41 protein-coding genes are annotated in these 26,984 nt (G+C 69.9%); 40 read left to right on the top strand and 1 reads right to left on the bottom strand.

The window, feature by feature from the left end; translation table 11 throughout:
• The 39 genes from O7597_RS15335 (at window position 1) to O7597_RS15145 (ending at window position 26,216) form a co-directional block, all read left to right on the top strand.
• Complete coding sequence (locus O7597_RS15335; protein ID WP_281583079.1) at window positions 1-321, top strand: DUF4031 domain-containing protein; 321 nt, start codon at window positions 1-3, stop codon at window positions 319-321.
• Entirely contained in the window at window positions 318-629 is a 312-nt protein-coding gene (locus O7597_RS15330; protein ID WP_281583078.1) for a hypothetical protein, read from the top strand. The genes O7597_RS15335 and O7597_RS15330 overlap by 4 nt, the downstream gene beginning before the upstream one ends.
• Window positions 626-1,096 (top strand): hypothetical protein, encoded by a 471-nt coding sequence (locus O7597_RS15325; RefSeq protein WP_281583077.1) that lies wholly within the window; start codon window positions 626-628, stop codon window positions 1,094-1,096. Before O7597_RS15330 ends, O7597_RS15325 begins: the two co-directional genes overlap by 4 nt.
• Window positions 1,093-1,326 (top strand): hypothetical protein, encoded by a 234-nt coding sequence (locus O7597_RS15320; protein WP_281583076.1) that lies wholly within the window; start codon window positions 1,093-1,095, stop codon window positions 1,324-1,326. The genes O7597_RS15325 and O7597_RS15320 overlap by 4 nt, the downstream gene beginning before the upstream one ends.
• The gene (locus O7597_RS15315; RefSeq protein WP_281583075.1) at window positions 1,323-1,451 is read left to right on the top strand and encodes a hypothetical protein; all 129 of its coding nucleotides are present in this window, start codon (window positions 1,323-1,325) and stop codon (window positions 1,449-1,451) included. The genes O7597_RS15320 and O7597_RS15315 overlap by 4 nt, the downstream gene beginning before the upstream one ends.
• Window positions 1,448-1,756, top strand: a complete 309-nt coding sequence (locus O7597_RS15310) for a hypothetical protein (RefSeq protein WP_281583074.1) — start codon at window positions 1,448-1,450, stop codon at window positions 1,754-1,756. The genes O7597_RS15315 and O7597_RS15310 overlap by 4 nt, the downstream gene beginning before the upstream one ends.
• Before the next feature lie 569 nt (window positions 1,757-2,325).
• A complete protein-coding gene (locus O7597_RS15305) occupies window positions 2,326-2,571 on the top strand; it encodes a hypothetical protein (protein ID WP_281583073.1) in 246 nt (81 codons plus the stop codon).
• 5 nt (window positions 2,572-2,576) lie between these two features.
• Window positions 2,577-2,867, top strand: coding sequence for a hypothetical protein (locus tag O7597_RS15300; RefSeq protein WP_281583072.1), 291 nt, complete (start codon window positions 2,577-2,579; stop codon window positions 2,865-2,867).
• 156 nt (window positions 2,868-3,023) lie between these two features.
• Window positions 3,024-3,395, top strand: coding sequence for a DUF6221 family protein (locus tag O7597_RS15295; protein WP_281583071.1), 372 nt, complete (start codon window positions 3,024-3,026; stop codon window positions 3,393-3,395).
• Window positions 3,392-3,826 carry a DUF6221 family protein gene (locus O7597_RS15290; protein ID WP_281583070.1) on the top strand — a complete coding sequence of 145 codons (435 nt, stop codon included), beginning with the start codon at window positions 3,392-3,394 and terminating at the stop codon, window positions 3,824-3,826. Before O7597_RS15295 ends, O7597_RS15290 begins: the two co-directional genes overlap by 4 nt.
• Window positions 3,823-4,149, top strand: a complete 327-nt coding sequence (locus O7597_RS15285) for a hypothetical protein (protein ID WP_281583069.1) — start codon at window positions 3,823-3,825, stop codon at window positions 4,147-4,149. Before O7597_RS15290 ends, O7597_RS15285 begins: the two co-directional genes overlap by 4 nt.
• A gap of 15 nt (window positions 4,150-4,164) precedes the next feature.
• Window positions 4,165-4,527, top strand: coding sequence for a hypothetical protein (locus tag O7597_RS15280; RefSeq protein WP_281583068.1), 363 nt, complete (start codon window positions 4,165-4,167; stop codon window positions 4,525-4,527).
• A gap of 17 nt (window positions 4,528-4,544) precedes the next feature.
• The gene (locus tag O7597_RS15275; protein WP_281583067.1) at window positions 4,545-4,931 is read left to right on the top strand and encodes a hypothetical protein; all 387 of its coding nucleotides are present in this window, start codon (window positions 4,545-4,547) and stop codon (window positions 4,929-4,931) included.
• A gap of 23 nt (window positions 4,932-4,954) precedes the next feature.
• A complete protein-coding gene (locus O7597_RS15270; RefSeq protein WP_281583066.1) occupies window positions 4,955-5,170 on the top strand; it encodes a hypothetical protein in 216 nt (71 codons plus the stop codon).
• A 199-nt stretch (window positions 5,171-5,369) separates the two neighbouring features.
• The gene (locus O7597_RS15265) at window positions 5,370-6,200 is read left to right on the top strand and encodes a hypothetical protein (RefSeq protein ID WP_281583065.1); all 831 of its coding nucleotides are present in this window, start codon (window positions 5,370-5,372) and stop codon (window positions 6,198-6,200) included.
• Complete coding sequence (locus tag O7597_RS15260) at window positions 6,197-6,598, top strand: hypothetical protein (protein ID WP_281583064.1); 402 nt, start codon at window positions 6,197-6,199, stop codon at window positions 6,596-6,598. The genes O7597_RS15265 and O7597_RS15260 overlap by 4 nt, the downstream gene beginning before the upstream one ends.
• A gap of 117 nt (window positions 6,599-6,715) precedes the next feature.
• Window positions 6,716-6,889 (top strand): hypothetical protein, encoded by a 174-nt coding sequence (locus O7597_RS15255; RefSeq protein ID WP_281583063.1) that lies wholly within the window; start codon window positions 6,716-6,718, stop codon window positions 6,887-6,889.
• 32 nt (window positions 6,890-6,921) lie between these two features.
• Window positions 6,922-7,275 (top strand): hypothetical protein, encoded by a 354-nt coding sequence (locus O7597_RS15250; protein ID WP_281583062.1) that lies wholly within the window; start codon window positions 6,922-6,924, stop codon window positions 7,273-7,275.
• Window positions 7,276-7,388: 113 nt separating this feature from the next.
• Complete coding sequence (locus O7597_RS15245) at window positions 7,389-7,928, top strand: ParB N-terminal domain-containing protein (protein ID WP_281583061.1); 540 nt, start codon at window positions 7,389-7,391, stop codon at window positions 7,926-7,928.
• Window positions 7,928-9,298, top strand: a complete 1,371-nt coding sequence (locus O7597_RS15240; protein ID WP_281583060.1) for an asparagine synthase-related protein — start codon at window positions 7,928-7,930, stop codon at window positions 9,296-9,298. The genes O7597_RS15245 and O7597_RS15240 overlap by 1 nt, the downstream gene beginning before the upstream one ends.
• A gap of 256 nt (window positions 9,299-9,554) precedes the next feature.
• The gene (gene dcm / locus O7597_RS15235) at window positions 9,555-10,640 is read left to right on the top strand and encodes a DNA (cytosine-5-)-methyltransferase (RefSeq protein WP_281583059.1); all 1,086 of its coding nucleotides are present in this window, start codon (window positions 9,555-9,557) and stop codon (window positions 10,638-10,640) included.
• Between the two features lie 49 nt (window positions 10,641-10,689).
• Window positions 10,690-11,145, top strand: a complete 456-nt coding sequence (locus tag O7597_RS15230) for a hypothetical protein (RefSeq protein WP_281583058.1) — start codon at window positions 10,690-10,692, stop codon at window positions 11,143-11,145.
• Window positions 11,105-13,672 carry a phage terminase large subunit gene (gene terL, locus O7597_RS15225; protein ID WP_281583057.1) on the top strand — a complete coding sequence of 856 codons (2,568 nt, stop codon included), beginning with the start codon at window positions 11,105-11,107 and terminating at the stop codon, window positions 13,670-13,672. Before O7597_RS15230 ends, terL begins: the two co-directional genes overlap by 41 nt.
• Window positions 13,673-13,684: 12 nt before the next feature.
• Window positions 13,685-15,802: a DUF935 family protein gene (locus O7597_RS15220; RefSeq protein WP_281583056.1), complete on the top strand. Its 2,118-nt coding sequence runs from the start codon at window positions 13,685-13,687 to the stop codon at window positions 15,800-15,802.
• Window positions 15,803-15,831: 29 nt separating this feature from the next.
• A complete protein-coding gene (locus tag O7597_RS15215; protein ID WP_281583055.1) occupies window positions 15,832-16,104 on the top strand; it encodes a hypothetical protein in 273 nt (90 codons plus the stop codon).
• Window positions 16,088-17,419 carry a 2'-5' RNA ligase family protein gene (locus O7597_RS15210; RefSeq protein ID WP_281583054.1) on the top strand — a complete coding sequence of 444 codons (1,332 nt, stop codon included), beginning with the start codon at window positions 16,088-16,090 and terminating at the stop codon, window positions 17,417-17,419. The genes O7597_RS15215 and O7597_RS15210 overlap by 17 nt, the downstream gene beginning before the upstream one ends.
• A 22-nt stretch (window positions 17,420-17,441) precedes the next feature.
• Window positions 17,442-18,407: a phage protease gene (locus O7597_RS15205; RefSeq protein WP_281583053.1), complete on the top strand. Its 966-nt coding sequence runs from the start codon at window positions 17,442-17,444 to the stop codon at window positions 18,405-18,407.
• Window positions 18,408-18,409: 2 nt separating this feature from the next.
• Complete coding sequence (locus O7597_RS15200) at window positions 18,410-18,805, top strand: capsid cement protein (protein WP_281583052.1); 396 nt, start codon at window positions 18,410-18,412, stop codon at window positions 18,803-18,805.
• A 97-nt stretch (window positions 18,806-18,902) separates the two neighbouring features.
• On the top strand, window positions 18,903-19,835 hold the full coding sequence (locus tag O7597_RS15195) for a hypothetical protein (protein WP_281583051.1): 933 nt from the start codon (window positions 18,903-18,905) through the stop codon (window positions 19,833-19,835).
• Window positions 19,836-19,848: 13 nt separating this feature from the next.
• Window positions 19,849-20,418 (top strand): hypothetical protein, encoded by a 570-nt coding sequence (locus O7597_RS15190; protein ID WP_281583050.1) that lies wholly within the window; start codon window positions 19,849-19,851, stop codon window positions 20,416-20,418.
• A 77-nt stretch (window positions 20,419-20,495) separates the two neighbouring features.
• Complete coding sequence (locus tag O7597_RS15185) at window positions 20,496-20,768, top strand: hypothetical protein (protein WP_281583049.1); 273 nt, start codon at window positions 20,496-20,498, stop codon at window positions 20,766-20,768.
• Between the two features lie 2 nt (window positions 20,769-20,770).
• Window positions 20,771-21,331: a hypothetical protein gene (locus O7597_RS15180; protein ID WP_281583048.1), complete on the top strand. Its 561-nt coding sequence runs from the start codon at window positions 20,771-20,773 to the stop codon at window positions 21,329-21,331.
• A gap of 297 nt (window positions 21,332-21,628) precedes the next feature.
• Entirely contained in the window at window positions 21,629-23,725 is a 2,097-nt protein-coding gene (locus O7597_RS15175; RefSeq protein ID WP_281583047.1) for a hypothetical protein, read from the top strand.
• A gap of 21 nt (window positions 23,726-23,746) precedes the next feature.
• Window positions 23,747-24,235 (top strand): hypothetical protein, encoded by a 489-nt coding sequence (locus O7597_RS15170; RefSeq protein WP_281583046.1) that lies wholly within the window; start codon window positions 23,747-23,749, stop codon window positions 24,233-24,235.
• Between the two features lie 18 nt (window positions 24,236-24,253).
• Window positions 24,254-24,571, top strand: coding sequence for a hypothetical protein (locus tag O7597_RS15165; protein WP_281583045.1), 318 nt, complete (start codon window positions 24,254-24,256; stop codon window positions 24,569-24,571).
• Window positions 24,571-24,888 (top strand): hypothetical protein, encoded by a 318-nt coding sequence (locus O7597_RS15160; RefSeq protein WP_281583044.1) that lies wholly within the window; start codon window positions 24,571-24,573, stop codon window positions 24,886-24,888. Before O7597_RS15165 ends, O7597_RS15160 begins: the two co-directional genes overlap by 1 nt.
• 162 nt (window positions 24,889-25,050) lie before the next feature.
• Window positions 25,051-25,236, top strand: coding sequence for a hypothetical protein (locus O7597_RS15155; RefSeq protein ID WP_281583043.1), 186 nt, complete (start codon window positions 25,051-25,053; stop codon window positions 25,234-25,236).
• Window position 25,237: 1 nt separating this feature from the next.
• Window positions 25,238-25,774 carry a hypothetical protein gene (locus O7597_RS15150; RefSeq protein WP_281583042.1) on the top strand — a complete coding sequence of 179 codons (537 nt, stop codon included), beginning with the start codon at window positions 25,238-25,240 and terminating at the stop codon, window positions 25,772-25,774.
• 4 nt (window positions 25,775-25,778) lie between these two features.
• Window positions 25,779-26,216 carry a hypothetical protein gene (locus tag O7597_RS15145; protein ID WP_281583041.1) on the top strand — a complete coding sequence of 146 codons (438 nt, stop codon included), beginning with the start codon at window positions 25,779-25,781 and terminating at the stop codon, window positions 26,214-26,216.
• A 1-nt stretch (window position 26,217) separates the two neighbouring features.
• Here the strand turns inward: O7597_RS15145 and O7597_RS15140 are convergent, their stop codons facing one another.
• The gene (locus O7597_RS15140; protein WP_281583040.1) at window positions 26,218-26,463 is read right to left on the bottom strand and encodes a hypothetical protein; all 246 of its coding nucleotides are present in this window, start codon (window positions 26,461-26,463) and stop codon (window positions 26,218-26,220) included.
• 34 nt (window positions 26,464-26,497) lie between these two features.
• Here O7597_RS15140 and O7597_RS15135 point away from each other — a divergent pair, with 34 nt between their 5' ends.
• The gene (locus O7597_RS15135) at window positions 26,498-26,923 is read left to right on the top strand and encodes a hypothetical protein (RefSeq protein ID WP_281583039.1); all 426 of its coding nucleotides are present in this window, start codon (window positions 26,498-26,500) and stop codon (window positions 26,921-26,923) included.
• Window positions 26,924-26,984: the final 61 nt, after the last annotated feature.

Genomic DNA, 26,984 nt, shown 5'->3' with positions numbered 1-26,984 from the left:
GTGGCCGTCTACGTCGACAACGCCCACATTCCCGCCCGCGTCGGCCGTGTGGCGGGCCGCTGGTCGCACCTGACCGCCGACACCGTCGAGGAGCTGCACGCCTTCGCCACCTCGATCGGGCTGCGCCGGGAGTGGTTCCAAACCTGCAAGTCGAGGTGCGGGCCGGTGGGGCAGCCGTGCGTCCACTGGCATTACGACGTCACCGAGACGAAGCGCACCGAGGCCCTGGCGGCTGATGCTCAGCCGATTGACCTGCGGCGCTGGTCGGAGATCATCCGCGCCCGCCGCGCCGCCCACACGCAACGTGAGGAGACAGCATGAACCCGCACACCACGGTTGACGCCGCCGAGGCAGTCAACGCCTGGCACAACCGGCGCCCCGGCCAGCAGGACAACGAGCCCGCCGACCTGACGGCGGAACAGCACCGCGAGCAGGCGGGAATCCTGCTCCGTAACGCGTTCCTGGCACCCGGCAACGAGGTGCCCCGAACGGCAGAGCAGCGGGCCGCGATGGTCCACGCCGCCCAGGTCCACGCCATGATCTACGCCGCCGACGTGCAGCGGCAGATGGCCGCCGGTGTCCACGCCGCCCTCGACGCGGCACGGCAGGCCGACGGTGAGGCATCATGACCGGCCGGTACGCAGAGCGGACCGACGTCAGTAGCGACCGGTCCCGCGCCGAGATCGAACGGGTGTTGAAACGCTACGGGGCGACCGCATTCCAGTACGGCTGGACCACCGGCATTGCCGTGATCATGTTCGAGATCGCCGGCCGTCGCATCCTGTTCCGCCTGCCGCTACCCGACCCGGGCGAGCGCCGCTTCACCCACACCCCCGGTAAGGGGTTGCTGCGGGATCAGGCGTCTCGGGAACGGGAGTACGAGCAGGCGGTACGGCAACGCTGGCGGGCCCTCGCCCTGGTCATCAAGGCGAAGTTGGAGGCCGTCGCGGCGGACATCACCACGGTTGAGCAGGAATTCGGCATGTTCGTGATCATGCCGGATGGGCGGACCGTCGGAGAACACGTCACCCCGGCCATCGCCGCCGCCTACGAGTCCGGGCAGATGCCGGCGCTCCTCCCGGGCGGCGCGCCGTGACCCGCCATTTCGTGGCCGTGCACGTGTTCTACGCCGACGGTTCGGCCTCGCAGCGGCTGTGGCCGGTCACCGCCGAACGGGCGGAACAGATCGTCGCGCCGCTCGGCGATCCGGCGTTGGAGTCGCACGCGCCCGCCGATGCTCGCCGCCGCGCTATGCCGGCCGCCGTCGAGCTGGCCACCGCGTCAGTCGTCGTGACCCGAACAAACCCGACAGGAGACACCCGTTGAGTACCACCGTCACCGTCACGATCACCGAGCAGCGGTCCACAATCACTCTCGACACCGACGGTGAAGCGCACCTCGCGGGGTGGGTGCCCGCCGACACACCCGTACCCGGGCAGGCCAGCCGATGACCGCCACCATGTACCGCAGGCTGCCGGCCGAGGTGTCCGCGGAGCGGTGGTGGCGGCACGGCGACCACCCGGCCGTGCAGCCGTTCCACGGCCCCCACTGGCCCGCCGAGGACAAACACACCGCCTGCGGCTACGTCTGGTCTGCGCACGGCTGGATTGAGCGCGACGACGGCGGGGACCGGGTGTGCCCCGGCGACCGGGTTGTCACCGACCGGCGCGGCCGGTGCAGCGCTGTGCGTCCGGCCGAGTTCGTCAGCGACTTCGACCCGATCACCATCACCCAACCCAACGAACAGGAGAACTGACCCATGTCCGGACATGCTTTGCCGAACACGAAGATCGGCCCGAAGACGCCGCCCGTCCCGCGCTGCCGCCTCAACCTCGTGTGCGACGCGACACCGGATGGCCTAGGGATACGGCGCGTGAAGGAACCCGACGGGCCAACCAAGCCGACCTTGTGCTGTGAGGCGTGCGCCGACCACGCCGCCGGCACACCGAGCCCCGCACCGGCGGAGAGCGCCAGTGTCGGACCGTAACGGCAGCGCCCGCCGCCGCCTCCACTCGGCCCTACGGCGGGCCGGGTGGAGGGTCGAGCGGGCACGCAGCGGCCATTGGAAGTATTGGGACGCGACTGGCCGGCTGGTCACCACCTCCCCCGGCACCCCATCGGACACCAACGGCTTCAAGAACCTGCTACGGGATCTGCGGCTGGCCGGGTTTCGTCAGGACCAGAAGACGCGAGGCCGGGCATGATCGGCCGCGTCTTTCGCCGGCTGCGTGTCTGGTTTCGTCGCTGCGACGTGTGCGGCGGACGGCTGTGCCCGGTGTGGCTGGCCGGGCCAGAACTCGACCCACAACCCACCAGGAGGCGACCGTGATCACACTCCCCGAACCAGACTGCCGATACGGCTACACCATCGACCAGCTCACCGCGGTCCTCGGGGACCGCCTCGACGACTTCTACCAGTGGATGCGCGGGCAAACGGTCAGCCTGTGCAACGGCAGCGAGCACAACCCCGAGAGGGGCGGACAATGGCCGACAGGTTGCGGGCCACACGGCACGGTGGTGTACCGCTCCGACCTGCGGCAGTTCCTCGCCGGCCGCCGACCGCTGGACTGATCCGGATGACCCTGCCCGGCCTACCGAGTGCGCTCCCGGTGCCGCGTCGTTGCCGCTGCTGTCGCCGGCTGGTGCCGTCCGGGGTGCTCTACGACGGCCTCGGGGAGAAGTGCGCGAGGAGGGCCGGGCTGCTCCCGCCGAAGCTGCGGCGGGTGGTCAGGCGGAGGCCGACGGCCGAGCAGGGGCCGGGGCTGCTCGCGTTCCTGCCGGCTACCGCGCTCGACGACGAACCCGGCGACGAGCCGGACCCGACCGAGCCGCAAACTTGTACGCATAGTGACGAAGGGGACAGTTGATGATCTCCAATCCCGGGTCGACACCCGCCACGATCGACGCAGCGTCACCGATCGCGCCGTGATGGCCTACGCGCCGCACCGGGCACGCCCCGACTGGGTAGTGCTCGGCACGCCAGCCGGCGACGGGCGTAGGTGTCGGCGGAACGGGGGGCGACGGTGAGCGACGACCTGTCGACGTGGCTGACCGCTCAGATCGACGCCGCCGAGGAACGTACCCGCAAGCTGCTCGGCTCGGCGCAGCAGGCGATCTCACTCCTGCAAGATCCGAAGCTGCGCCGGTTCTTCCTCGGCCGCCTCGTGCCCGGCTGGCACGACTGGCCCGACGTCGAGCGGGCGTGCACGGAACGGCTAGCCGAACTCGCCGCCGACCGGCGCATCCTCGACCTGCACCCTTCCGCCGGCCTGCGGAGCGCGCCGGAATCGTGCGGGTCGTGTGCCTCGTACCCAGGGCCATGCGACACGCTCCGGCGGATGGCCACACCGTACGCCGGCCAGCCCGGCTACCGAAGTGAGTGGAGGACGACATGACCGACATGATCACCTGGCTGAACGGTGTGCTCGACAAGAGAGAAGCTACCGCCCGAGCATGCGTCACCGGCGGCCGGTGGCACTACAGCGCCGGAGACACTGTCGGCGCATGGACGCTCTACGACGAGCACTGGTCCATCGCCAGCATGACCGTCTACGACACCGAGGCATACAACTACCGTGAGCGGATGCCCGCCGTCAGGCACCCCGGCTACATCGACCCGGACGCGATCGGCAGGCACGCCGCATTGAACGACCCGGCGCAGATCCTCGCGGACGTCGCAGCCGACCGGGCACTACTCGACCTTGCCGACCAACTCGATCAGTCCGCCGACTGCGAGGCAGGTCCGGCCGCAGCCCAGTTGTGGCAGACGCTCGCCGCGAAGTACGCGACGTGGCCCGGCTACCGCCCCGAGTGGGGGTCGCAGTGACCGCCTTCCGCCCGCCGTGGGTCCCGTCGCTGAACGCGATCATCGGCATCCCTGTCTGCCGCGACCCCGACCAGCCGGCCGGCACGGTCCGCTTCGACCTGGACCCGGAGGATGGCCGGCACATCGTCCGCATCTGGTCGTCGGCCACCAGCCCGGCCGAGACGCAGTTCACCGACGAGCAGCGGGAGCAGATCCGCGACCACTACCGGGCGATGGACGAGCGGGCCGGGCGGCTGCTCGCCGAATGGCGACACCTGGAACGCTTCGCCGCCGCCGTCGTTCCCGATCCACCCGGTCCGCTGATCCGCGTGACCGGCATCTAGCGAAAGGACGTAACGATGCCCATCACAACCGGCTCCATGCCCGACGACCTCAACGTCCCGCCCGGCACCGCCGAGCACGCCGAACTGATCGCCGGCCACCGGCACCCCGGCATCCGCGACGGGTTGCAGTGGCTCACCTACGCGCACCTGCCCCCGGCGTTGCAGCCGTACTCCGCGCCGTTCTACAGCGCCGCCGTGGCCCTGCTCAACGCGATCACCACAGACGGCCCCGAGTTGACCACGGCCATCAATCGGCTGACCGACGCGAAGGACAGCGCCGTCCGGGCCGGGGTCCGCCACACGACCGGCCGCGCCGGCTCCGTCCCCCGCCCGCAGGCGGTCGTCCACCCGCCCCGACTGGCCGACACCGGCCAGTGACAACCAAGGAGATCAACATGTCCCTTGTCGACCACGCACGTCTTGAACTGACCCGGTGCGGCCAGTTCGCCGAAGACCCCGCCTACGCGCAATCGATCATCGCAGCAGTGGCCGCGTTCGCGTCCTACGGCCACTCCGGCGGATCCGCCGGGATGGCGATCCAGCAGTTGATCACCCTGCTCCAATTCGGCAACCTGTCGCCCCTTACCGACGACCCCGACGAGTGGCACAACGTCACCGACATGGCCGGTGAGGAGATGTGGCAGAACCGCCGCAACTCGGGGGCGTTCAGCACCGACGGCGGGAAGACCTACTACCTGCTGGACGAATGCGAGGGCGGCAACCGGCCCATGCACACCAGCCAACCGGCCGAAGCCCCGAACCTGGCCGACACCGACCAGTGACCCAACCCGCAGGAGGAGCCCGCATGAAGACCATCGAGATCAAAGGCGTGTGGTTGGTCAAGGACACCGCCCACAACGGCAACGGGTTGGAGGTGCTGGTCGAGCTGCCCGACGGCACGCTGCGTACCGCCATCACCGACACCGCAGACGACGGGCCGATCAGCCACTACGTGCACCCGGCCGGCATCCTCAACGCCCCCGTACACCCGCTCACCCAGGCCAGGGGTTGGGAACGGTGAAACCGCCCCGCATCAAGCCGCAGCCCTGGCCGTGGGTGATGTGGATACAGCTCGCCGCCGCGCACCCCGCCCTCCCCCGCCGCTGAACACAGCGGTGGCGGTCAGCCCCCAGCCGACCGCCACCCGAGATCCCCCCGACGTGCTCGACGTCCCCCGGTGATCCACCGCCAGCCTAGCCCGCACCGGCCGGAGGACACCCATGCCCCACACCCGCCACGACCAGCCCACCACCGGCACCCGGCCCTGCATCGCCGACACCCACTGCAAGGGCTACGACCGTCTCGAACGCCGGCCCGCCTGGACCGCCACCACACACCCGTACTGCGACCCGTGCATCGCCGCCGCTACCCGCGACATCCGCATGCTCGCCTGCGACTGGTACGACCTCGCCCAGCAGCAGTACCCGACCCTGTCGCAAGCCCCGTCGACCAGTTCCGCGCACCGGCAGCGCCCGGAGCCACCCATCCCGCTGCGTGAGGGTCCGGACGCCCTACAGCGGGAGATCCACCACGCGGTCACCACCTGGGAGGCGGTGGTCCGTGAACATGCCCGCCTGTCGACACCCGCCGACCTGGCCCGCCACGGACCGGCCGTGCAGCGTGCCGTCGGTATCCTCGCCCCCCGCGTCCGCCTGCTCGCCCAACTGCCGGCCACGACCGTCTACCCGACAGGCTGCGAAGACCAGCCAACCGACATGACGGGCGCCGACGCCATCGACCACCTGTGCCGGCTACGGGCACGCGCCCGGTCCATGCTCGGCTGGACGCACCGGCGCCGCTGGGTGCCCGGGGACTGCTGGGCGTGCGACGGCCGCGACGCCGACGACCTCGACGGCCCCCTCTACCGCAGCGAACCCCGCTACGAACCCGGCACCTGGGATGGGGTGCTGACGTCACGGGTGCACTGCGACCGGTGCGGCCAGGACCGGCCCGAGGCGGACTACGACGAGTATCTGGTGACGTTGCGCTGGCCCGGCCAACCTGATGAGCAGGACACCCAACCCACCGAGCCCACCACGGCCACGCCATGACCCCCGACTACGACAAGCAGACCAACCCCCGCTGGCCCAACCCGCTCGACGAGCCACTACACCGGTCCCGCGCCGCCGGCCGTATGTACCGGCAGATGCTCCGCACCGCCCGCCCCGACCTGTGCCAGCAGGCAGACGACACCATGGCCGCGTTCGGTGAAACGTGGATGCTCGAACGCCCCGACATCATCGAACCGGATCGGGAGGTGACCACAGCCGAGGCCGCCGAGCTGGTCAACGTCACCCCCCACAAGATCCGCAAGTGGGCGTCGACCGACCGTAAAGACCAGCCCGGCGTACGCATCCTCCCCCGGTTCGACAAACGCGGACGGGAGACCGTCTACCTGGCCGGTCAGGTGCTCGAAGCCGCCGCCCTGGTGAAACGCGGACTCGTCTGAAACGCGCAGCTTGCGCGGAAGTGTCCCACCGGGTATACGTGTGCACAGCACCTTTGTCTCCAAGGCCCGCCACCACCCCCACGGTGGCGGGCCTTCGGCATATCCGGGGGTGCCCTGTTGGCCGGCGACGACACCCACGTCATCCCCCGCGACGACCTGATCGCCCACACCGCCACCGACGACTGCCCCTGCGGCCCTCGCCCCGAGCCGGTGAAACGCGCCGACGGGTCGGTGGGTTGGCTGTACGTCCACGCCAGCCTCGACGGCCGCGAACACACCGAGGCGCGCTGACCTCCACCGCCACCAACCCACGGGAGGCCCCCGTGCCCCGCCGCATCACCTTCTGGGACTGGGTGCGCTCCAACCTGCGAGACGACACCCTCAACCGCCGCATCACCCGAATGGAGAAGCACATGGCAACCGCCGCCGAACAGCTCGAAGCCCTCCACGGCAAGGTCGACGACGTGATCGCCGACGTCCGCGCCGCCCTCGACATCCTCCGCGCCGACCGGGAGAACCTGACCGAAGCCGGTCAGGCCGCCCTCGACTCGCTGAACGCGAAGGTCGAGGCGTTCGACGTGGAGATCGGCGACGCCGACAACTCGGACACCCCGCCGGTCGAGGAGCCGCCCGTCGACCCGGGCGAGCCGACCGACCCGGCCGCGTTCCGGGGCTGAACCACTGGCCCCGGCCGGACCGCTGCCCGCCCCGGCCGGGGCCAGTACGTAGCTACTACACCTCACGCCCCCACACGAACCGTGACCAGACCGAAACAGGGGGTTGTGCGCCGGTGGAATACGTCGAAACCCGTAATGTTGGCCTGGACGAGCTGACCCCGTTCCCCGGCAACGCCCGCCGCGGCGACGTGACCGCCATCCGCGAGTCGATCCGGAAGACCGGCCAGTACCGGTCGATCGTGGTCCGCGACACCGGCGGGGCGTTCGTCGTGCTGGCCGGCAACCACACCATGCAGGCAGTCGCCGCCGAAGGCCACGACACGATCCGCTGCGAGATCATCCGCTGCGACGACACCGAGGCCCGCCGCATCAACCTCGCCGACAACCGCTACAACGAACTCGGCACCACCGACCGGGACGCCCTGGCCGAGCTGCTGTCGTACCTCGACGACGACTACGAGGGCACCGGCTACACCGACACCGACGTGGAACGGCTCATCACCCCGCCCGACCTCACCGGCGATGACGCCGCACCTCCTGGCGAGTTCCCGTCGTACGACGACGAAACGATCAGCACCGAACACCAGTGCCCCCGCTGTGGTTACCAATGGGCAGGCAAATCGGGCCCGGCCAGCAGCGCCGACGACTCCTGATGTGCGGCCTCATCGGCGGCTACCGGGCCACCCTCGACCAGCAGACGGCCCTCGCCTCGATCGCCCACAGAGGCCCCGACGGCAACGGCTGGCAGGTCATCGGCACGACGACCCTCGGCCACACCCGCCTCGCCATCCAAGACCCCCGCGACGTCGCCGCCCAACCGTTTCCGTTCGGCACGGTGACGCTCACCTACAACGGTGAGGCGTACAACGCCCCGGAGCTGCGTGCCGGGCTGGAAGCCGAAGGGGTCGGCGGGTGGCGCACCACCGGCGACACCGAGCTGGTCGCCGCGCTGCTGAACCTGCACGGGCACGCCGGCCTCGACCGGATAGAGGGCATGTTCGCCGCTGCCTGGCACGACACCCGCACCGGCACCTGGCTTGCCCGGGACCGGCACGGCAAAATGCCCCTCTACGCTGTCCGCGCCGGCCACCGCTGGCTGTGGGCATCCGAGTTGAAAGCCCTCCCGGCAGGGGTGCCCGCCGTCGCCGTCGCCCCCGGAACCGCTGTGCACGTCGACACCGGCAAGGTCCACCGGTGGGCCCGCACCCACCCGCCGCCGCCCGCCGAACCGCAGGCCCTCCGCACCGCGCTACGTGACGGTGTCGCAGCCCGGCTCCTGTCCGACCGGCCCGTGTGTTTCCTGCTCTCCGGCGGCCTCGACTCCACGATGGTCCTCACCCTCGCCCGCGAACTCCACCCCAACCCGGTCGCCTACACCGCCGTCTACGACCCGGCCAGCGACGACCTCCGGGCCGCCCGCAGGGTCGCCGCCCACCTGGACATCCCACTGGTGGAGGTACCCGTCCCGCACCCCACCACCACGGCGATCACCGAAGCTGTCCGCACCATCGAGATCCCGATGAAAGCCCAGGTGGAGATCACCCTGGCGAACCTGCCGCTTGCGCAGGCAATCGCCTCCGACGGGTTCCGGGTCGTCCTGTCCGGCGAGGCAGCAGACGAGCTGTTCGGCGGGTACGGCAACCTGATCCGCGCCGCCCACGGCGCCGACGACGCGACGTGGCGGGAGCTGCGCCGCGCCCAGGTCGACAAGATGGGCCGGGGCAACTTCATGCGCGTCAACAAGGTGTTCATGGCGGCCGGCGTCGAAGCCCGGCTGCCGTTCATGCACCGCCCGGTCGTTGACCTCGCGTTGGCTGCCGGGCTGCGGGACTGCCCGCCGGGCAAGGGGCTGTTGAAGCGGGCTGCTGCCGGTGTCGTGCCCGATTGGGTGATCAAGCGGCCGAAGGACACGTTCCAGGGCGGCACTCGTATCGCTGATGCTGCCGCCCGGGTGGTGTCGAACCCGGTCCGGTTCTACAACGCGGAGGCCCGCCGCCTGTTCGGCTACCTGCCGAAGGGGTGACGCGATGCCCCGAGCGAACGACCTACGGAAACCCGCGCCACACGGCCCGGCGATGGTGCTGCGAGACCCCAGCTCCGGCCAGTTCTTCTACCGCAGCATCGACGAACCAGCACCGACGATCATGGCCCATGGGATCGGCGGATGCGCCCGCCACCAGGCAGGCATCGTCAACGCCCCCCGCGCCACCGACGCCGAAACCGGGGCGGCGCTCAGCCTCGACGAGCTCCAGGTCGGCACGTTCACCGGCCGCCGCCCGGTGCGGTACATCGACCTGCAAGAGCTGCGCCGACTCTGCGGCTTCCCGGACGACTACGCCATGACGGGCAGCTTCAACCAGCGGTGGGAACGTCTCGGCCGGGCTGTGCCGCCCGTCATGATGGCGCACATCGCCGCGACCATCCGCGACCGCATCCTCACTCCCGGCCCGCACGGCAGTAAGGGGGCAGGCGTGGCGAAACCGCCGTACCGGGTGCCGAGCATGGCCGAGATCCGGAACCTGCCGTGGAACGGCCTCACCGCCGTGTCGACGTTCTCCGGCGGCGGCGGCTCGTCGTTGGGGTACCGCATGGCCGGCTACCGCGTCCTGTGGGCGTCCGAGTTCATCCCCGCCGCCCGGGAGACGTACCTGGCGAACGCGGCCCCGTACACGACTGTGGACGGCCGAGACATTCGCAAGGTCACCGCTTCGGACATCCTCACCGCGACTGGCCTCAAAGCGGGCGAGCTGGACCTGTTCGATGGTTCCCCACCGTGCGCGTCGTTCTCGACGGCCGGCAAGCGGGAAGCCGGCTGGGGCAAGGTCAAAAAGTACAGCGATTCGGCGCAGCGCACCGATGATCTGTTCTTCGAGTTCGTGCGCCTCATCGAGGGTGTACGGCCGAAAGTGTTCGTCGCCGAGAACGTGTCCGGTCTGGTGAAGGGGTCCGCGAAGGGCTACTTCATTGAGATCATGCGCGCGTTGAAAGCCGCCGGCTATCGGGTCGGGGCGCAGCTCCTCGACGCGCAGCGGCTCGGCGTACCGCAAGCCCGGCAGCGGCTCATCTTCGTCGGCGTCCGGGACGACCTCGGCAAAGACCCCGTGTTCCCGGCCCCGCTGCCGTACCGGTACACCGTCCGAGACGCCCTGCCGCACATCCTCGCCCAGGGCGACAACGGCGGGTTCGGTGGCGGCGCGATGCGCCCGAGTAACCACCCGTCGCCGACGATCGGCGCGACCCCACAGACCGGCAACGGCCGGTTCCCGCCGTCGCGGGTTGATGTGCCCCGTTCGGTGATGCTGCCGGTGTTTCCGCTCATTGCGCTGCTCCCTGCGTCTCGCTCGTCGCTTCTACTATCAATCTAGCCTACGAGGGCTAGCCCGTCCAGGAAACACGCCAGAAAGACCCGCACCCATGCCCGCATCCCGCGCCCAACGCGCCGCCACCGCCGAACGCCGCGCCAAAGCCATCGCCATGCGCCTCGCCGGCCTCGACTACCAAACCATCGCCGACCGCCTCGGCTACGCCGACCGGGCAGCAGCCCACAAAGACATCACCCGCGCCATGGAAGCGTCGGTGCAGGAGATGAGCCGCAACGCCGACGTCCTCCGCATGGAAGAACTGACCCGCCTCGACCGGCTCCAAGCCGGCGCATGGACCGCCGCCGCAGCCGGCGACGTCAAAGCCATCCACGTCGTGTTGGGCATCATCGACAGGCGGTGCAAGCTCCTCGGCCTCGACGCCCCGGTCCGCCACGAGGTGGTGACCCTCGGTGCCATCGAGCAGGAGATCGACCGTCTCAACGCTGAACTCGCCCAACTTGACGCAGGTGAAGTTGGCGAAGCTGCTGGAACTGCGCCGCCTGCATGAACTGAAAGCCGAACGCGAGAGGCAGGCGCAGTTGAACCGGCCGCTGCGGTGGGCGTCGCCGCTGGACATGGCGTGCGCTCTCGACGCGAACATGGTCCGCACACCCGCCCTCGAAGTCATCAACCGCGGGCTCGTGGACCTGGCGCAGGGCCGCATCCCCGGTAACCAGCTCGCCGTGTTCATGCCGCCGCAAGAGGGAAAGCCGGTCGTTATAGATGGTGTGATCCTTATGGGCGACGGCAGCCGTAAGCCGCTCCGAGACGTCGCAGTCGGCGACCTAGTCATCACGCACAAGGGCCGACCGCGCGCCGTAACCGCCGTACACGAGCAAGGCACCCTGCCCGTCGTCACGATCCGCACCCACTCGGGTCGCAGCATCACCGCAGCGCTCGACCACCCGTTCCTCACCCCCAGCGGCTGGGTGAACGCAGGTGCCCTGACTGTCGGCGACGTACTCGCTGTGGTGAAGACCCCCCAAGCCGTCACCACTGCGACCGTGACCGCTGAAGAGGCCCGCCTGATGGGCTACTTCGTTGGCGACGGCAGCACCACCTACGCCGACCCCAAGCAACACGCCATCAACTCGACCATCACATGTGCTGACGACGTGGAGTGGCAAGACATCCTGCACTGCGTCAAGGCGTCCGGTTTCGACGCCGTCGAGCGTCCGCAGATCAAGCGGATCTTGGTAAAGGGAGGCGTGCGGGACTGGCTCCGCCGGCACCGGCTTGCCGGGTGCTCGTCGCACACCAAGCGGGTGCCCCCGGAGCTGTTCACCCAACCGGCGCACATCATCGCCGAGTTCATCGGCGCGTACTTCGCCTGCGACGGAACCGTGTCCCGCCGCGGCGGTGCGCGGCCCGACGCCCGATGCGAGTTCAACTCGGTCAACCCGGAACTGCTCCGCGACGTGCAGCACCTCCTGCTGCGCCTCGGAATCGGCTCGACGATCCGGGCGAAGCACACCACCTACAAGGGCCAGCCGTACATTTCCTATCGGTTGCTGATGCGCCGCCAGGACGACGTGCGGCGGTTCCGGGACACGGTGCCCATCCACCACGCGAAGGCAGCCACGCTCGCCGACTGGCCGCTGCGGCGGACGTTCTTCGACGGCCCGTACATCGAGGACCAGATCGAGGAAATCGTCACCGGGGAACAGGCGGAGTGCCGGTGCCTGACAGTGGACGAGGACCACACGTTCACCGTTGAAGACGTGGTGGTCCACAACTCCACCCTCTGCTCCTACTGGAACCTGCTGTGGCTCATCGCCGACGTCAACGCCGACACCCGCATCATCGAAGTGTCGTACAGCGACGAGATGGCCCGCCGGTGGGGCGCCGACGTCAAGATGGCCGTCGAGTCACACAACGGCGACGAAGGCACCACCAACCTTGGGGTGCGGTTGCGGGCGGACTCCCGCGCCGCCGGCCGCTGGCAGGTCGCCGGCCGGCGCGGCGGCATCTACTGCGCCGGTATCGGCGGCTCGATCAGCGGTAAGTCTGCCGACTACATCTGCGTGGACGACCCGATCAAGAACATGGAGGAGGCGCAGTCCGAGGCGTACCGGAAACGGGCTATGCGGGTGTGGCAGTCAGCACTCCTAACCCGCCGTGGCCCGCACACGAAGGTGCTGTGGATTCAAACGCTGTGGCATGAGGCTGAACCGATCGTTGAGATCACCTCGGGTGAGAACGCCCAAGACTGGCGGATCATCCGCATCCCGGCCATCGCCGACCGCCCGGATGACCCGCTGGGCCGCAAGATCGGCGAACCGATGCAGTCCGCGCGGGGCAACCGGGACTGGGCGAAAATCCGCCGACAGGTCGGCTCGTACGTTTTCTCCGCCCTCTACCAGCAAAGCCCTACGCCGGCTGAGGGCAACATGTTCAAGCGGTTCTGGTGGCGCTACTTCACCCGCCACGGCGACTTCATCGCCCTCGGCCCGCAGCGGTTCCGGTTGGCGGACTGTTGGCGGTTTGCCACCGTCGACCTCGCCGCATCCGAGCGGGCATCCGCTGACTGGACGGTCATCTGCGCGTGGGCACGCGCCATCTCCGGCGACCTCGTGCTGCTGGATCGGGTGCGGGTGCATGTCGCCGAGAACCGGCACTTCGACGCCGCCCGACCCCTGGTCGAGCAATACCGCCTCGACACGGTGTTCGTCGAGCGGTCGCAGTACGGCATGACCCTGACCCGGGAAGCCGCCAACAACGGGATATCAATCACCCCCCTGGACGCCGAATCAGACAAGGTGTCCCGGGCCATCCCCGCGTCCCGCTGGGTTGAAGGCGGTCGGGTGTGGCTGCCCGCTGGTGCGTGGTGGCTCGACGAATTCGTCAACGAACACGCCGGCTTTCCGAACGCCCGCAACGACGACCAGGTGGACACGACGGCGTACGCGGTGCGGGTCGCCGTCACCCGGCCGACACCGACCCTCCCAGGCACGGCCACGGAGACACCGACGACGCGGCCCGAAACCCCTGAGGGTGACGGCTGGATCGATTGGGACAGCGGCAACCCCCTGTAGCGAGGTGAGGGGGTGCCGGCGTTGACTGCCCCCACCTCCCTGCGCGGCATGGTGTCCGACACCCAGTACGGCACCCTGGTTACGGACGCGTACGAGCATCTGCCGGAGCTGCTGTACCCGCATTCGGTGTGGGTGTTCGCGAAGATGCGCCGCGATGCCCGGCTGACGGCGATCCTCGACGGCTACGGGTTGCAGCTTCGGCGGGCGCAGTGGCAGTTGGACGGCACCGGCTGCCGGCCCGAGGTCACCCAACTGGTCGCCGACTCCCTTGGTCTGAACGTGGCCGGCGACGAGGACGGCAGCACCGGGGCGAAGCTGCGCGGGGTGTCGTGGTCCGACCACCTGCGGTCCGCGCTACTCAGCCAGGTCTGGGGCCACTACGGCTTCGAGATGGAGGCCGAGATCGGCGACGACGGGCGTGCCCGCCTGGCGACGTTGGCCGAACGCCCGCCGGTGACGGTGTCCGCGATCCACGCCGACCCGAAGTCCGGTGCGCTCCTGGGCGTCGACCAGCTCCTCACCGACGCCCGCCGGCAGGGTCCGCAGCTCAAGGCGGACCGGCTGGTCTGGTATGCCCGTCACCGGGAGGGCGCAGCCTGGCAGGGCACCAGCCTGTTGCGGGCGGCGTTCGGTCCGTGGCTGATCAAGCGGGAAATGATCACCGTGTCGGGGATCTCCAACCGCCGGTGGGCGGCCGGCGTGCCCGTCGCGGAGGCGGTCGCGGGCACGAACCCGTCACCGGAGCAGATGGCGGCGGCGCAGCGTGCCGCGTCGGCTGCGCGTGCCGGGGACCAGGCGGGGATCGCGATGCCCCCCAACTTCGTGTTGAAGATCGTCGGCCTGTCCGGGTCGGTTCCGGACACCCTCGGCTTCATCCGGTTCCTGAACCAGGAGATGGCCAGCTCCGTCTTGATGCCGCACCTGGACCTGGGCACCGCCGAGTCCGGTAGCCGTGCGCTCGGTACCGCGTTCATCGACTCCTGGACGTTGGCGTTGGAGGCCGAGGGCGAGTTCATCGCCGACACGATCACCAGGCAGGCCGCGGCCCGCCTCGTTGACTGGAACTGGGGCCCGGACGAGCTGGTGCCCCGCATCGTCGTCTCCGGTGTCGGCTCCCGCCGCGAGGTCACCGCCGAATCGCTACAGCAGCTCGTCTCGTCGGGCGCGCTCGACGCCGACCCCGGGTTGAAGGCGTGGGTGCGCCGCGAGTACCGGCTACCCGCCCCCACAGACGAGCCGCGCCCGCTACCGGCAGGCCCGCCCGCCAAGGTGACACCACCCGCTGACGACACCACCAGCGGCGACGATGAGACCCCGGGGGGCGGTGGCGGTACGCGGGTTGCCGCCGCCGCCCCACCGGCTCAGGTCGACGTGCAGGCCCTCGACGACGCGTACCAGCAGGCCGTCACCGAGATGACGACCGCGTGGGAGCAGCAGTCCGGGCCCCTCATCGCGGCCCTGGCCGCCGCGGTCGCTACAGCAGCGGCCGGTGGCGCGCTGGCCAACCTGACCAGCGTCGCCGTACCCGCCACGGCTACGGCACCGCTGGTGCGGGTGGTCACGGACGGAATGCTCGGCCTGGCCCGTACGTCTGCCGCCCAGGCAGCCGCCGAGGTGGTGTCGATCCGCCGGGTCCGGACCACACTGCCCGCCACGGTGCAGGCACGCATCCGGGCCACAGCCGGCGCGGTGACGGACCTGATCGTCGCCGGCTACCGGTCGGCCGCCGCCCGGGTCGCGCTCGCCCAGGCATCCGGTGCCACCAGCGCCGAGCAGGTGCGGGAAGCGGTCCGATCGGCGCTCGCCGACCTGTCGACGACGAAGACCTCCGGTCTGGTGGCCGGGAACCTGTCGGCTGCCGCGTCAACCGCGCAGGGCATCGGCCGCGAACGGATCTTCGCCGAGTTGCCTGACGGGGTCGAGTTCCGGGCCAGCGAAGCACTCGACCAGAACTCGTGCACGCCCTGCCGAACTGTCGATGGGCGTACGTACCCGTCGCTGGCGGACGCCCTGGTCGACTACCCGGCCGGCAAGTACCGGGCGTGCCTCGGCCGCGACCGGTGCCGCGGTTTCGTGTACGCGGTGATCCCGGACGAGCCGCCGCCGGACGACGAGCCGACGCTGTTCTGACCCCCGACCCCCGATCGGAGGTCGACGGGTTGGCACGCGTTGAGATCACCACCGGTGGTCACAGCATCGTCGTGGACGCTGACGGCGAACTCGACCACGTCGCGGGCAAGGCCCTGTTCCTGTGGACCCGCACCCGCGACCCGCAGCTTGACCGGCCCGTCACCGCAACCGGCTTCGCGCCCGTCCTCGAACGGGCCCCCGACCCCGACCAAGGCGGCAGCGCCTACGAGCTGCCGTACGCGGCCAACCTCACCCGCCCGGACACCACGAAGGGGGGTACAGGTCGTGCCCGCGACTGCTGAACTGGCCCGCCGTGACGGTGTCGAGCTGATCCGCACCGGCCGGTGGAGCATCCTCACCGGCACCTGGAACGCCACCCGTGAACAGCTCGCGTCGGCGGTGGAGGCGACGAAGTGCCCGGCGGTCCGTAAACCCGTCCTCAAGATCGGCCACACCGACAAGCGGTTCGCGTCCGGTGGGGACGGGGAACCGGCGATCGGCTGGATCGAAGGACTACGCCTCACCGACGGCGGTCACACCCTCGTCGGTGACTACGTCGGCGTACCCGCCTGGCTCAACAGCATCATGGCGTCCGCGTGGCCCGACCGGTCCGTGGAGGGCAGGCCGCTCCGCTGCCAGCTCGGCCACCACCACCCGTTCGTGCTGACCGGTGTCGCCCTGCTCGGGGTGACACCACCCGGGGTTGGCACCCTCACCTCCCTGAACAGCCTCGCCGACGTGCAGGCCCTCTACGGGCTCGCCGCGTCCACCGGTGACGATGACGCGGATCTGATCGTCGCCACGGTGCCCGGCGACGCACTGCGTGCCGCAGCAGAGGAACACACCGGGGCGATGATCGCCCTCATCCCCGCCGACGAGGACGCCGAACGTCTCGCGGTCGAGGGCGGGGAGCCGGCCGGGCAGCTACACGTCACCTTGGCCTACCTGGGTGATGCGGTGGACCTGTCGGCCGCCGACCGGCAGGACATCATCGACGCCGTCTCCTCGGCCGTCAACGGTGCCCCGGAGGTACGGGCGGAAGGGTTCGGCCTCGGCCTGTTCAACCCGCCCGGCGCAGCCAACCCCGACGGCAAGGATCGTGACTCGTGCACGGTGCTACTGATGGGCGGCGACGACCTCGACACCATCCACACCCTGGTCGGTGACGCTCTCACCTACGCCGAGGTCCGTACACCGCAGCAGCACGCCCCGTGGCACGCGCACATGACGCTGCTCTACACCGATGACCTCGACCGGTTCCGGGCGCTGGTCGACCGGGTCGGCCCGGTTCGCTTCGACCGGCTGCGGATCGCCCTCGCCGGCCAGCACATCGACATCCCGCTCATCCCCGACGAGCCGGAACCCGCCGACGCCGATGACGGGCTGGCGGTCGCTGCGGCGGCCGGGGGCCGGAACGCCCTCAAGCGGTACTGGACCCGCGGCGAGGGCTTGAAGCGGTGGGCGGGTCACAAACACCCGTGGACGCGCCTGTACCGGCTGCTGCGCAAACACGTCGGGTCGGAGCGGGCAAAGCGCATGGCGTCGCAGTGGTTCCGGGACGTCTTCGGCTACTGGCCGGGCCACCGCAAAGGCAAGAACCCGGTCGGTCCCGGCTAACCCCCCAGAGAGAGGTGAACCAGTGCCCCAGGCACGAGCTGAAATCCTGCGGGACGCCTTCAACGCATCCGGTGCCCCGCCGACGCAGTGGGTCGTGGAGGCCCGCGCCGACGAGGTGATCGTCGTAGACGACGCCGACCCGAGCGACCGGAAGTTCACCCGCGTCCCGGCGGTGATCTCCGGCGACCAGGTGGTGTTCGGGCAGGCGCAGCCGTACGACCCGGAAACCGACCGGATCGTGGTGTACGCGTCGGCTGCCGAGTCTCGGCCGCTGACCCTGCCGGCGAACCCGGTCACCGACCCGGTCGACCTGCCGCCCGCACCCGAACCGGAGCCCGCACCGAACCCGGAGCCGGCCAACCCCGCCCCGGACCCCGGCAGCGAACCCGCCGTAACCCCCGACGCCCCCACCACCGGTGGGGGCGCACCTGTACCCCCGGCCGCCGAGCCGGACAACGCACCAACCGAACCGAAGGAAGGAGAGGGCCCCGTGTCCACTCTGAGCACCGATGTGCGCTCCCGGCTCGGCCTCGCCGAAGACGCCGACGACGCCGCCGTACTGGCCGCGCTCGACGCCGTCCGCACCAAGGCCGACGCCGCACCGAACCCCGAGCAGGTCGCCGCGAGCGCGGCAGCCGAGCAGGAACTCCGCAAGGAGGTGGAGGTGCTGGCCTCCACCGTCAAGGACGTCACCGCGAAGCTCGCCACCGTCGAGGCGGAGAAGGCGGCCACGGTGAAGGCGTCCGTCCTCGACGACGCCGTCCGCCAGGGCAAGATCAAGCCGGCTGACCGGGACCAGTGGGCCACCGACTACGACGAGGCACCCAACGCGATCACCCGCGTCCTGGCGTCCATCGCCCCGCAGACCGCCGTCCCGACCGTCCTCGCCGGCCACGCCGGCAGCGGCGACGACACCGGCCCCGTCGACGGCATCACCGACGACGTGTTCAACGCCATGTTCGGCATCGACGCCAAGACGGGAGCCTGACCATGCCCGGATACCTGCCGAAGCACCTGCCCGGCGACACCATCACCACCAAGGCATCCGCCACGATCACCGGCGGGCAGCGGGTCGCCGTGTCCGGGCCCGGAACCGTCGCCCCCGCCACCGCCGCCACGAAGGCCGCCTACGTCGGTGTGGCCGCGTTCGACGCCGCCACCAACGCCGACCTGACGATCTACGGGCGGGGTGCGGTGCACATCAGCCTCGCCTCCGGCACCGTCACCGCAGGCGACCACGTCACGTCCGCGAACGCCGGCCGGGTCGCGTCCGTCGCCGCCGCAGCCGGTGCGACCGCCGCCGACATCAACAACGCCCGCGCGGTCGACGGCATCGCCCTCACCACCGCCGCCGACGGCGTCGCCGTCGAATGGATGGCGATCTAACCCGCCCCGCACTCCCCACCGCCGAAGCCCCACGCCGAGCCGCGTGGGGCTTTCCCATGCCCGGGTTCCGGGCGACATCGATTGAGGTGACATCACCGTGCCCGTAACCTACCCTCCGGCTGGCCCGTCCCTGTCCGGGCAGCTCCTCACCATCCACACCCTGCTGCGCAGCCCCACCCTGCTGTCGCGGCGGATGCAGCAGCTCTCCGACATCAAGTTCATCGCCGACCTGCTCCTGCCGCAGCGGTACCGCAGCAGCGGCGGCGCGGTCATGTACGAAGAGGATGAGCCGCTGTTCACCGACCGCGAGGTCGAGTCGGTGGCCCCGGGCGCCGAGTACCCGTTCGCGAACCCGCAGACCGGTGTGCCGGCCCTCGCCGCCGTCGTCAAGTGGGGTCAGGCGACCCGGCTGACCGACGAGCGGATCAAGCGGACCGTGCCGATGGGCGGCTCCGTCGACTGGGCGCTGCGGAAGGTCACCAACACGGTCCGCCGGAAGGTCGACCGGATCGCCATTGCGGCCATCGCCTCGCGGGTCACCGCGTTCCACAACGCGAGCGCGGCGTGGACGGGCGGCACGGCGACGATGCTGCGGGACATCGAGATCGCCAAGGGCAAGGTCGACGACCTGGAACTCGGCCACGAACTCGACACGATCCTGCTGTCGAACAACAAGTACGCGCTGCTGGCCACCGACGAGAAGGTGGCGTCGCTGCGCCGCCGCGAGGTGTCCGACAACCCGGTCTACGGCGGGGAGATCGAGGTGTTCGCCGGGTTGAAGGTCGCCAAGACCAGCGTGGGGAACCTGCCGGGCGGCACCGACGACGTGTGGCTGTTCGACTCCCGCAACCTGGGCGGCATGGCCGACGAGGTGGAGGTCGACCCGGGGTACGCGGTGTCCCCGAACGGCATCCAGGTGCAGGTGGAGCGGCTGCCGCGCCGCGACGCCCACGACCTGTGGGCCCGCCGCATCACCGTACCGGTGGTCACCGACCCGTCCGCCGGCATCCGCATCGCCAACACCAACTGACCAGGGAGCGATGATGACCGAGTATCAGGTGACGGGCGAGGTCGCCCACGTGACCGTCGAGGGTCAGTTCGGCCGGCAGAAGCACCTGCTCTACAAGGGCTCACGGTTCTCCGCCCCGCCGGCCACAGACGAAGAGGTGACACACCTCCTGTCCATCAACGTCATCACAGAGTTGGGCGGCGACCCGGTCGGCACCCACGAGGTCGGCGCGGTCGCCGGTGGCGAGGTGCGGGCCGGTCTCGATGGTGAGCCGGTGCAGTCGGCGGAGCCGGGCGTGGGGCGTCCGGTCGACGCGCAGCAGGTGGTGACGACCACCGGCCACGGCCAGGCGGTCACCGTCACCAACAGCGACGAGGGTGGGCAGACCGTGGCCCGGACCGCCGACGAGCAGGCAGCCGACACGGAGGCCCGCCGGCAGGCCGCCCGCGAGAAGCTGGCGAAGCTCGGCGGGAAGGCCCCCGACGGCCGGCACTCGGAGGACGTCCTGATCGAGTACCTGGTCGGTCAGGGATCGAACTACGCCGACCTCGTCAACACCGACAAGGCGGACCTGGTCGAGCTGGTCAAGGCCCGCCAGTCCTGACCCCCCGGCGATCGGCTGGCGGCTCGCACCCCACGCGGGCCGCCAGCCCCGCCACACCCCGAAGGGAAGGCTGCGCTGTGGCACACACCCGAACCGTCACCCTCACCGCCGACGAGGAGGAGACCGTCACCTTCCCGTACAACGGGCGAAGGGTGGAGGTCTTCAACATCGACGGCGCGGCCGAAGTGTGGTTCACCACCGACAACACGCCGGCGACGGTCGGCGGGGACGGCTGCATTCCCCTCGCCGCGGTCATCAGCTCCGTTGAGGTCGATGACGAGGTGTCCGGCAATGCGGTGGTGCGGCTCATCTCCCCCGGCACCCCACGCGTCCACGTCAGGGTGTGGTGACGGTGGGCTCCCGCGCCTACTACGGCCCCGCCGTCCAGGTGCCGCACCAGCCGGCCGACCGCGGCTACCTGGCCTGGACCCAACCGCCGTACGCGCTGGTCGCGGGCACATCCCTGCCCACCGCCGGCACCCTGAACCTTCGGCGGCTGCGGCGGGTCCGGGCCGGCGCAGCAACCAGCATCGTCACGTACGTCACCGCAGCGGGGAACACGTTGACCGCCGGTCAGTGTTTCGCAGCCCTCTACACGGCGGCGGGGGCGCTGGTGGCGCAGACCGTCGACCAGGCTACGGCGTGGACGTCAACTGGTCTGAAAACGATGGCCCTCGCCGGTGGCCCTCACAGCCTGGCTGGCGGTGACTACTACGTCGGTGTGTGGTTTCAGGGCACGTCCGGGCCTGGTCTGGTGCGGTCCGGGACGATCGCCACACCGTTGACCAACGCCGGTTTAGCGGCCCCCAACCTTGAGGCGGCCACCGCGAACACGGGCGTCACCACCACCGCCCCGGCGACGCTCGGCACGCTGACGGCGTCCGTGTTCGAGTGGTGGTTTGCGCTCGCCTGAGCACGGAAGGATCACCATTCGATGGCTCGCATGGTCGGCCCGCAGCAGGCGCAGCGTGTGACTTACTGGACTGTCGGCCCACTCAGGGGGCAACTGGCGCCCACGGGCACCCCCGTTCCGCTGTACGCGGACGAGGCGTGCTCCCTGCCGGCAGACGTGCTGACGCTTGATGGATCCCCCGTTCCCGTCCACGGCGATGTCCCCACCGTATGGATCACCGATTCGCTGGAGATTCCCCGGTTCCTGTTTCCTGACGGCGACGATCCGGTGGTCTATACCCGTATCGTTGATGGCCCCGTGATCGCGCTGCTGCCGGAGCCTGACAGCCGCATGGACACGATGTTGCAGCGGTTGGCGGCGGTCGAGCCGGGCGGCAGCGCCGGCCTGGCAACGGAGGCGTACGCCCGGAACCGGGCCAACCACACTGGTGTCCAGTCGGCCGACTCGCTCGTTGATGGCGTCAACGTCAAGGCGTACTCGGCCGCCGAGCGGGTCAAACTCACCACTCTGTCTGTGGCGGAGGTGTGGGCGTCCGACCCGTCGTACGGCACCCCGGGCACCCGTGCGGCGTTCATCAACTGCCTGAACGCGGCGCAGGCGTTGGGTCGGGGCACGATCGTCCGCATCCCTGCTGGGTTGACGATCAACGTCGAACAGGGTCTGAGCTTGGCCGGGTACAGCGTGCAGATTCGGGGCGCCGGGGCAGGCATCAACGCCGGCACCCCCAACATCTCGGTGATCCGTGCGTCGTCGCAGTCCGGGCCGGTCCTCGACTTCCGCAACTACCTGTACCCGGCTGATTTTCGGGGCAAGGTGACGCCGCTGGCGGACGTCTACATCCAAGGGTCGGGGGTCGCTGACCCGACGAAAGCCAACAGTGGGGTGCGGATCGACCACATCGGGTCGGCGACCTTTCGCGACATTTCGATTTCCCACACCGGCGGGCCGTGCCTCGACCTGACGGCCGTCACTCCCGGCGTGGCTGTTTACCTGTGCGACTTCGAACGCATCACCCTCTACACGCCGGTGAACTGCCGCGACAACGACGTGCCGTACATGCGGGCGGTTGAGCACAACGGCAACCGGTTCCGGGGTATCGGCCTTCGGTCCACCACGTCCACGAATGACTGCCCGCCGTCGGGTGCGGTGGTGTGCTCGGCGGCGAACATCTACACCACCGGCAACAACTTGTACGACGGGTTCTGGTACGAGTACCTGCACGTCCCGACGAACGGCACCCTGTTCCACCTCGCCGGGAACATGAACATCGTGCGGGACTTTCAGTTCTTTGACTGCTTCAAAGAGGCCGGGGCGACCGGCACCAGCTACTACCGGCTTGGTCTACCCGGTGTCCTCGACCACGGCGGCAACCACATCTCCGGCGTCATCCACGGCAACAACGGCGGCTCCGGCACCTACATCGACACCGGTGTGGACATCCGACAGTCCCGCAACACGGTCACCGGCACCAAAGGATTCAACGGCGCGAACGTCACCCTCGCGGCCGGTGTGGACCGCTGCTACGTGCACCTACGCGGCAGCGTCTCCGGTTCCAACCAGCCCGGCTGGATCAACAACTCGGGGATGGCCAACAACCATCTCATCGACGAATACCTACAAACAGAGGTGCGGCCCGCCGGCTGGACCACCCCCGGCGTTCCGGCCAGGGTCAGCGGCATCACGGGCGCGCCCGCAGCCGCCCGGCTCATGGGAGGCACCGCGTCCGGCCCTCCCGTCTCCGGCACGTTCCAGGCCAACGACTACGTCATCTCCACCGACGGCAATCTCTACATCTGCACCGTCGGCGGCGCGCCCGGCACGTGGGTGACCGTAGGCACCCCACCCGCACTGACATCCCTGTCGGCCGACGCGTTGACCGTCGGAGAGATCGTGCCGCGCCGCGACCGCATCAACTCCAACTCCGTTGCGCTGCTGTCAGGGCTGCTGGTGCTCGGCTACTGGACTGCCGACAAGACCGAGACGATCAACACGCTCACCGCCCACACCGGGGGGGCTGCGGCGGGCGCTACACCAACGCTGTGCCGGATGGGCGTCTACTCGGTGGCCGGAAACGGCAACCTCACTCTGGTCGCCGCCACCGACGACGACACCAGCCTCTTCGCGGCGGCGAACACCGCCTACCCGAAGGCGCTGGCGTCACCGTGGAACAAGGTGGCGGGGCAGCGGTACGCCGTCGGCCTGCTGGTCGTAACCGGCGCGGCGATGCCGACGTTCCACGGCCAGCTATGGCCGTCAACGGCCGTCTCGTCAGCCCTACTGTTCGCCGGGCCGCCTGTCGTCAGCCGGATGCTGTCGCAGACCGACCTACCTTCCAGCATCGCCGCCGGGTCACTCGCCGGCTACCAGGGCATGCCGGCGATCCGCATGAGCTGACCGGAAGAGGGGGGTATCGCGGTGCCGATTCCCGCAGGCGGCAGTCCACTGCCGATCATCCCCGGCGAGGTGCCGGTGTGGGCGCCCAGCGTCGACAAGGTCGCCAACCATGTGCCCTACATGACCGTCGATGTGGTTACGCCTGGCTCGCAGCAGTACCGGAACACCTTCGACCATCGGACGACACCGACTGGCGAGCAGGTACGGCAACTGATCGACGCCGCCTGGCCGTCGGTGCTCGCCGCGACCGGCCCGATCGTGGAGCAGGTGTGGCCGCTCGCACAGTCGGTGGCGGCGCTGCGTGCCGCGGCGGCGATCGTCCGCGCCTACCCGCGTGACGATGGCGACCTGGCTCGGGCGGCAGCGTTGGATGCCCGCGCAGACGCCGACCTGGCCAGGCTCATCACTGCCAACGCTGATGCGGGAGGCGGTCCGCAGCCGGCCGTGCCCGCCCTGCTGCCGGTGTGGTCGTTTCCCGAGCCGGCCCCTTGGGGCGACAGTCTCCTCTGAACACGAAAGCGAGTAGCTATGGCTGACTACAGCGCCGAACTGCCCGTCAACGCCGGCACGACACTCACCCAACGCACCGGCACTGGCGGGCTCGACACAGTTCCTGCCGGGTCGCTGGTGCTCGCCCGCAACACCGGCGCCGGAGCCCACACCCTCACCTTCACGGTCGGTGCCCTCTACGACGGGCTGCCCGTGCAGCCGCGTCTCGTCGTGATTCCCGGCGGCGGTAACGCGATCATCCGCGTCCCGGCGATCTACGGCAACGCATCCGGGCGTGTCCCCCTGGCGATCGACGGCACCGCAGCCGAAATCCTCTACTACGTACTGGCGGGCTGATGCCCGCCTACCAGCCGGAGCGGGCCAGTAGCGCGGGCACACTACTGACGGAGCGGACAGCGACCACCAGCTCCGACAACGTGCCTGGCGGCTGCCTCGTCATCGCCCGCAACACCGGTGCCGCTAACCACACGATCCAGTTTTTCCCCGGGTCTCGGATCGACAACCTGACCGTCACGCCCCGCACAGTCACCGTCGCGCCGTCCGCAGTTGTGGCGATCCTCGTCCCGGCCGGCTGGGGCGACGCGAACGGGCGGGTGTGGACGTTTGTTGACGGCACCGCAGCCGAAGTCCTGTTCTGGGTGGTCACCCCATGATGGTGCCGATTGAGGAGGTGGTGGGGTGTGGCTGACTTTCCTGCCGAGACACCCACGACGCTCGGAACCCCACTGACGCTGCGCACCGGCACCAGCTCATCGGACACAGTGCCTGGCGGCTGCACCATTGTGGCCCGCAACACGGGCGCCGGATCGCACACGGTGACGCTCACCCCGTCCGCGACCGTCGATGGTTTGCCGCTCTCCGCTGGGCGGGTCGTGGCGGTCGCCGCAGGTGCCGCCGCGGCGATTCGGGTGCCGGCCCGCTGGGCTGACGCCAACGGCCGGGTTCCGCTGGCAATCGACGGCACGGCGTCCGAAGTCCTCTACTGGGTGATTGGAGCCTGACATGCGGCCCAAGGCCGACTACATCGCCAAGCGTGCGATCTTCACCAATGGTGTCCGGGCGTATAACCCGGGCGACGACGTTCCTGAGTCCGCCGTGGAGAACCTGTTCCTGTCGGTGGGTGAGGATGTGCTGCCTGCCGATCCGGAGGTGATTCCCCGCCCGGCGGGTAACGCCAAGCGCGCGGAGTGGGTGGCGTACTGGCTGGGCCAGGGGATGGACCCGGCCGAGGTGGACGAGATGACCCGCGATGAGCTGGCCGCGAAGGAACCGGAGGTGGTTGGGGAGCCGGAGCCGGCCCCGGCGGTGCCGTACCCGGCCCCGGACAACACCGCCGAGCAAGCCGCGCCGCAACTCGACCGGGACGTGCCCGTCGAGCGGGTAGAGCGGCCGGGACGCGACGGACGTAAACCCGAGTGGGTGGAGTACGCCGTCTATCGGGGGATGCCGCGCGAGACGGCCGAAGAGTCCACGATCCCGCAGCTCGCCGGCACCGACTACGACCTGCTGTTCGGCCCGCCCCCGGTCCCCGAGGAGTAGCGGCATGGCGTCGTCAACGCGGGTGGTGTGGAACGACGCGGCGGAGGATTGGCTACTGCACGCCGAGCAGGGGCCCGTCGGCCGTGACCTGGCGGTGAAGGGTGAGCGGGTCGCGGCGGAGCAGCGGCGCACCTGCCCGGTCAGCGAAGACGGGTCACACGGTCGGGAGTCCGGCCACATGCGTGACCAGATCAAGTCGGAGTTGCACCGCGACCCGGTCGGCTTGTACGTCGACATCGGCACTGACGCGACGACCCCCGACGGCTACCCGTACCCGGTCGGTGTCGAGTTGGGCACCCGCCCGCACACGATCACCTCACACGGCGACTACCCGCTGCGTAACCCCAAGACGGGGCGGGTGTTCGGCAAGACCGTTCAACACCCGGGCACCCAGCCGCAGCCGTTCCTTCGCCCATCGCTGGACGTCCTTCGCCGCGAGTAGGTCAGGGTCGGCGGTGCAAGGCCCGGACCCTCTCGGCGCTGTCCGGCAGGCCGGCAACGTCGAGCCGGTCAGCCAACGCCAGATCCTCGGCCAGTTCCCGCGCATACAGGCGTTCCACCAGCGGGCGCACCAGCGGCTCCACCACGGGCCGCAGGGCAGCCTTCACCACGTCCCACAGGCGGGTGATCGCCTTGAACGGGACCATCCACACCGCCTGAACCCATCCGCCTACCCGTGACCGCGTCATCCGCCCAGCGTACGAGGCCCGGGGGTGATGGCCGGTGGGCACCTACACCGATGCCGAGCGGGCCGCCGCCGACTGGATCAACACGCTCACCTCGACGCTCGTCGGCCCCGGCAACCCGCTCGCTAAGGGCGCACACCTGACCGAGCTACGCGGCGCATCCTCCGCCTGCTACGCCCTCCTGTCGATCATCGGCAGCAACACCGCGCTCGCGCCGGAGAACCCTGACCACCGGGCACGCATCTCCGCATCCATCTACGGCCCCACCAAAGAGGCCGCCACCCGCGCCGCCATCGCCTACGCCGACACGCTCATCGCGGTCGACGGACGGCCACAACCCATGGGCTCGGCGGCTCTCTGCCTGGTCATCGATCCGGACAGCATCACCGGCCCCCTCTGGTCCCCCGACCTGGCGGGGCCGCGGTTGCTGGTTGACGCCGATTTCTACCTGCGGCCGGCGTAGCGCCGGACCGCCTTCCTCCCTTCCGCTTCACCTACTGGCCCGGCGTAGCGCCGGGGAGAGG

Origin of the sequence: Verrucosispora sp. WMMC514 (genome assembly GCF_027497295.1) — a bacterium.
In the GTDB taxonomy this organism is placed as follows: domain Bacteria; phylum Actinomycetota; class Actinomycetes; order Mycobacteriales; family Micromonosporaceae; genus Micromonospora; species Micromonospora palythoicola.
This window is presented reverse-complemented; position numbering and strand designations above follow the sequence as displayed.

Excerpts from the sequence above, each read along its gene's own strand:
- O7597_RS15330 (WP_281583078.1), top strand. The coding sequence starts at position 318 with ATGAACCCGCACACCACGGTTGACGCCGCCGAGGCAGTCAACGCCTGG.
- O7597_RS15325 (WP_281583077.1), top strand. The coding sequence starts at position 626 with ATGACCGGCCGGTACGCAGAGCGGACCGACGTCAGTAGCGACCGGTCC.
- O7597_RS15310 (WP_281583074.1), top strand. The coding sequence starts at position 1,448 with ATGACCGCCACCATGTACCGCAGGCTGCCGGCCGAGGTGTCCGCGGAG.
- O7597_RS15300 (WP_281583072.1), top strand. The coding sequence starts at position 2,577 with ATGACCCTGCCCGGCCTACCGAGTGCGCTCCCGGTGCCGCGTCGTTGC.
- O7597_RS15290 (WP_281583070.1), top strand. The coding sequence starts at position 3,392 with ATGACCGACATGATCACCTGGCTGAACGGTGTGCTCGACAAGAGAGAA.
- O7597_RS15280 (WP_281583068.1), top strand. The coding sequence starts at position 4,165 with ATGCCCATCACAACCGGCTCCATGCCCGACGACCTCAACGTCCCGCCC.
- O7597_RS15275 (WP_281583067.1), top strand. The coding sequence starts at position 4,545 with ATGTCCCTTGTCGACCACGCACGTCTTGAACTGACCCGGTGCGGCCAG.
- O7597_RS15270 (WP_281583066.1), top strand. The coding sequence starts at position 4,955 with ATGAAGACCATCGAGATCAAAGGCGTGTGGTTGGTCAAGGACACCGCC.
- O7597_RS15265 (WP_281583065.1), top strand. The coding sequence starts at position 5,370 with ATGCCCCACACCCGCCACGACCAGCCCACCACCGGCACCCGGCCCTGC.
- O7597_RS15260 (WP_281583064.1), top strand. The coding sequence starts at position 6,197 with ATGACCCCCGACTACGACAAGCAGACCAACCCCCGCTGGCCCAACCCG.
- O7597_RS15240 (WP_281583060.1), top strand. The coding sequence starts at position 7,928 with ATGTGCGGCCTCATCGGCGGCTACCGGGCCACCCTCGACCAGCAGACG.
- O7597_RS15230 (WP_281583058.1), top strand. The coding sequence starts at position 10,690 with ATGCCCGCATCCCGCGCCCAACGCGCCGCCACCGCCGAACGCCGCGCC.
- O7597_RS15200 (WP_281583052.1), top strand. The coding sequence starts at position 18,410 with ATGCCCGGATACCTGCCGAAGCACCTGCCCGGCGACACCATCACCACC.
- O7597_RS15190 (WP_281583050.1), top strand. The coding sequence starts at position 19,849 with ATGACCGAGTATCAGGTGACGGGCGAGGTCGCCCACGTGACCGTCGAG.
- O7597_RS15165 (WP_281583045.1), top strand. The coding sequence starts at position 24,254 with ATGGCTGACTACAGCGCCGAACTGCCCGTCAACGCCGGCACGACACTC.
- O7597_RS15160 (WP_281583044.1), top strand. The coding sequence starts at position 24,571 with ATGCCCGCCTACCAGCCGGAGCGGGCCAGTAGCGCGGGCACACTACTG.
- O7597_RS15150 (WP_281583042.1), top strand. The coding sequence starts at position 25,238 with ATGCGGCCCAAGGCCGACTACATCGCCAAGCGTGCGATCTTCACCAAT.
- O7597_RS15145 (WP_281583041.1), top strand. The coding sequence starts at position 25,779 with ATGGCGTCGTCAACGCGGGTGGTGTGGAACGACGCGGCGGAGGATTGG.
- O7597_RS15140 (WP_281583040.1), bottom strand. The coding sequence starts at position 26,463 with ATGACGCGGTCACGGGTAGGCGGATGGGTTCAGGCGGTGTGGATGGTC.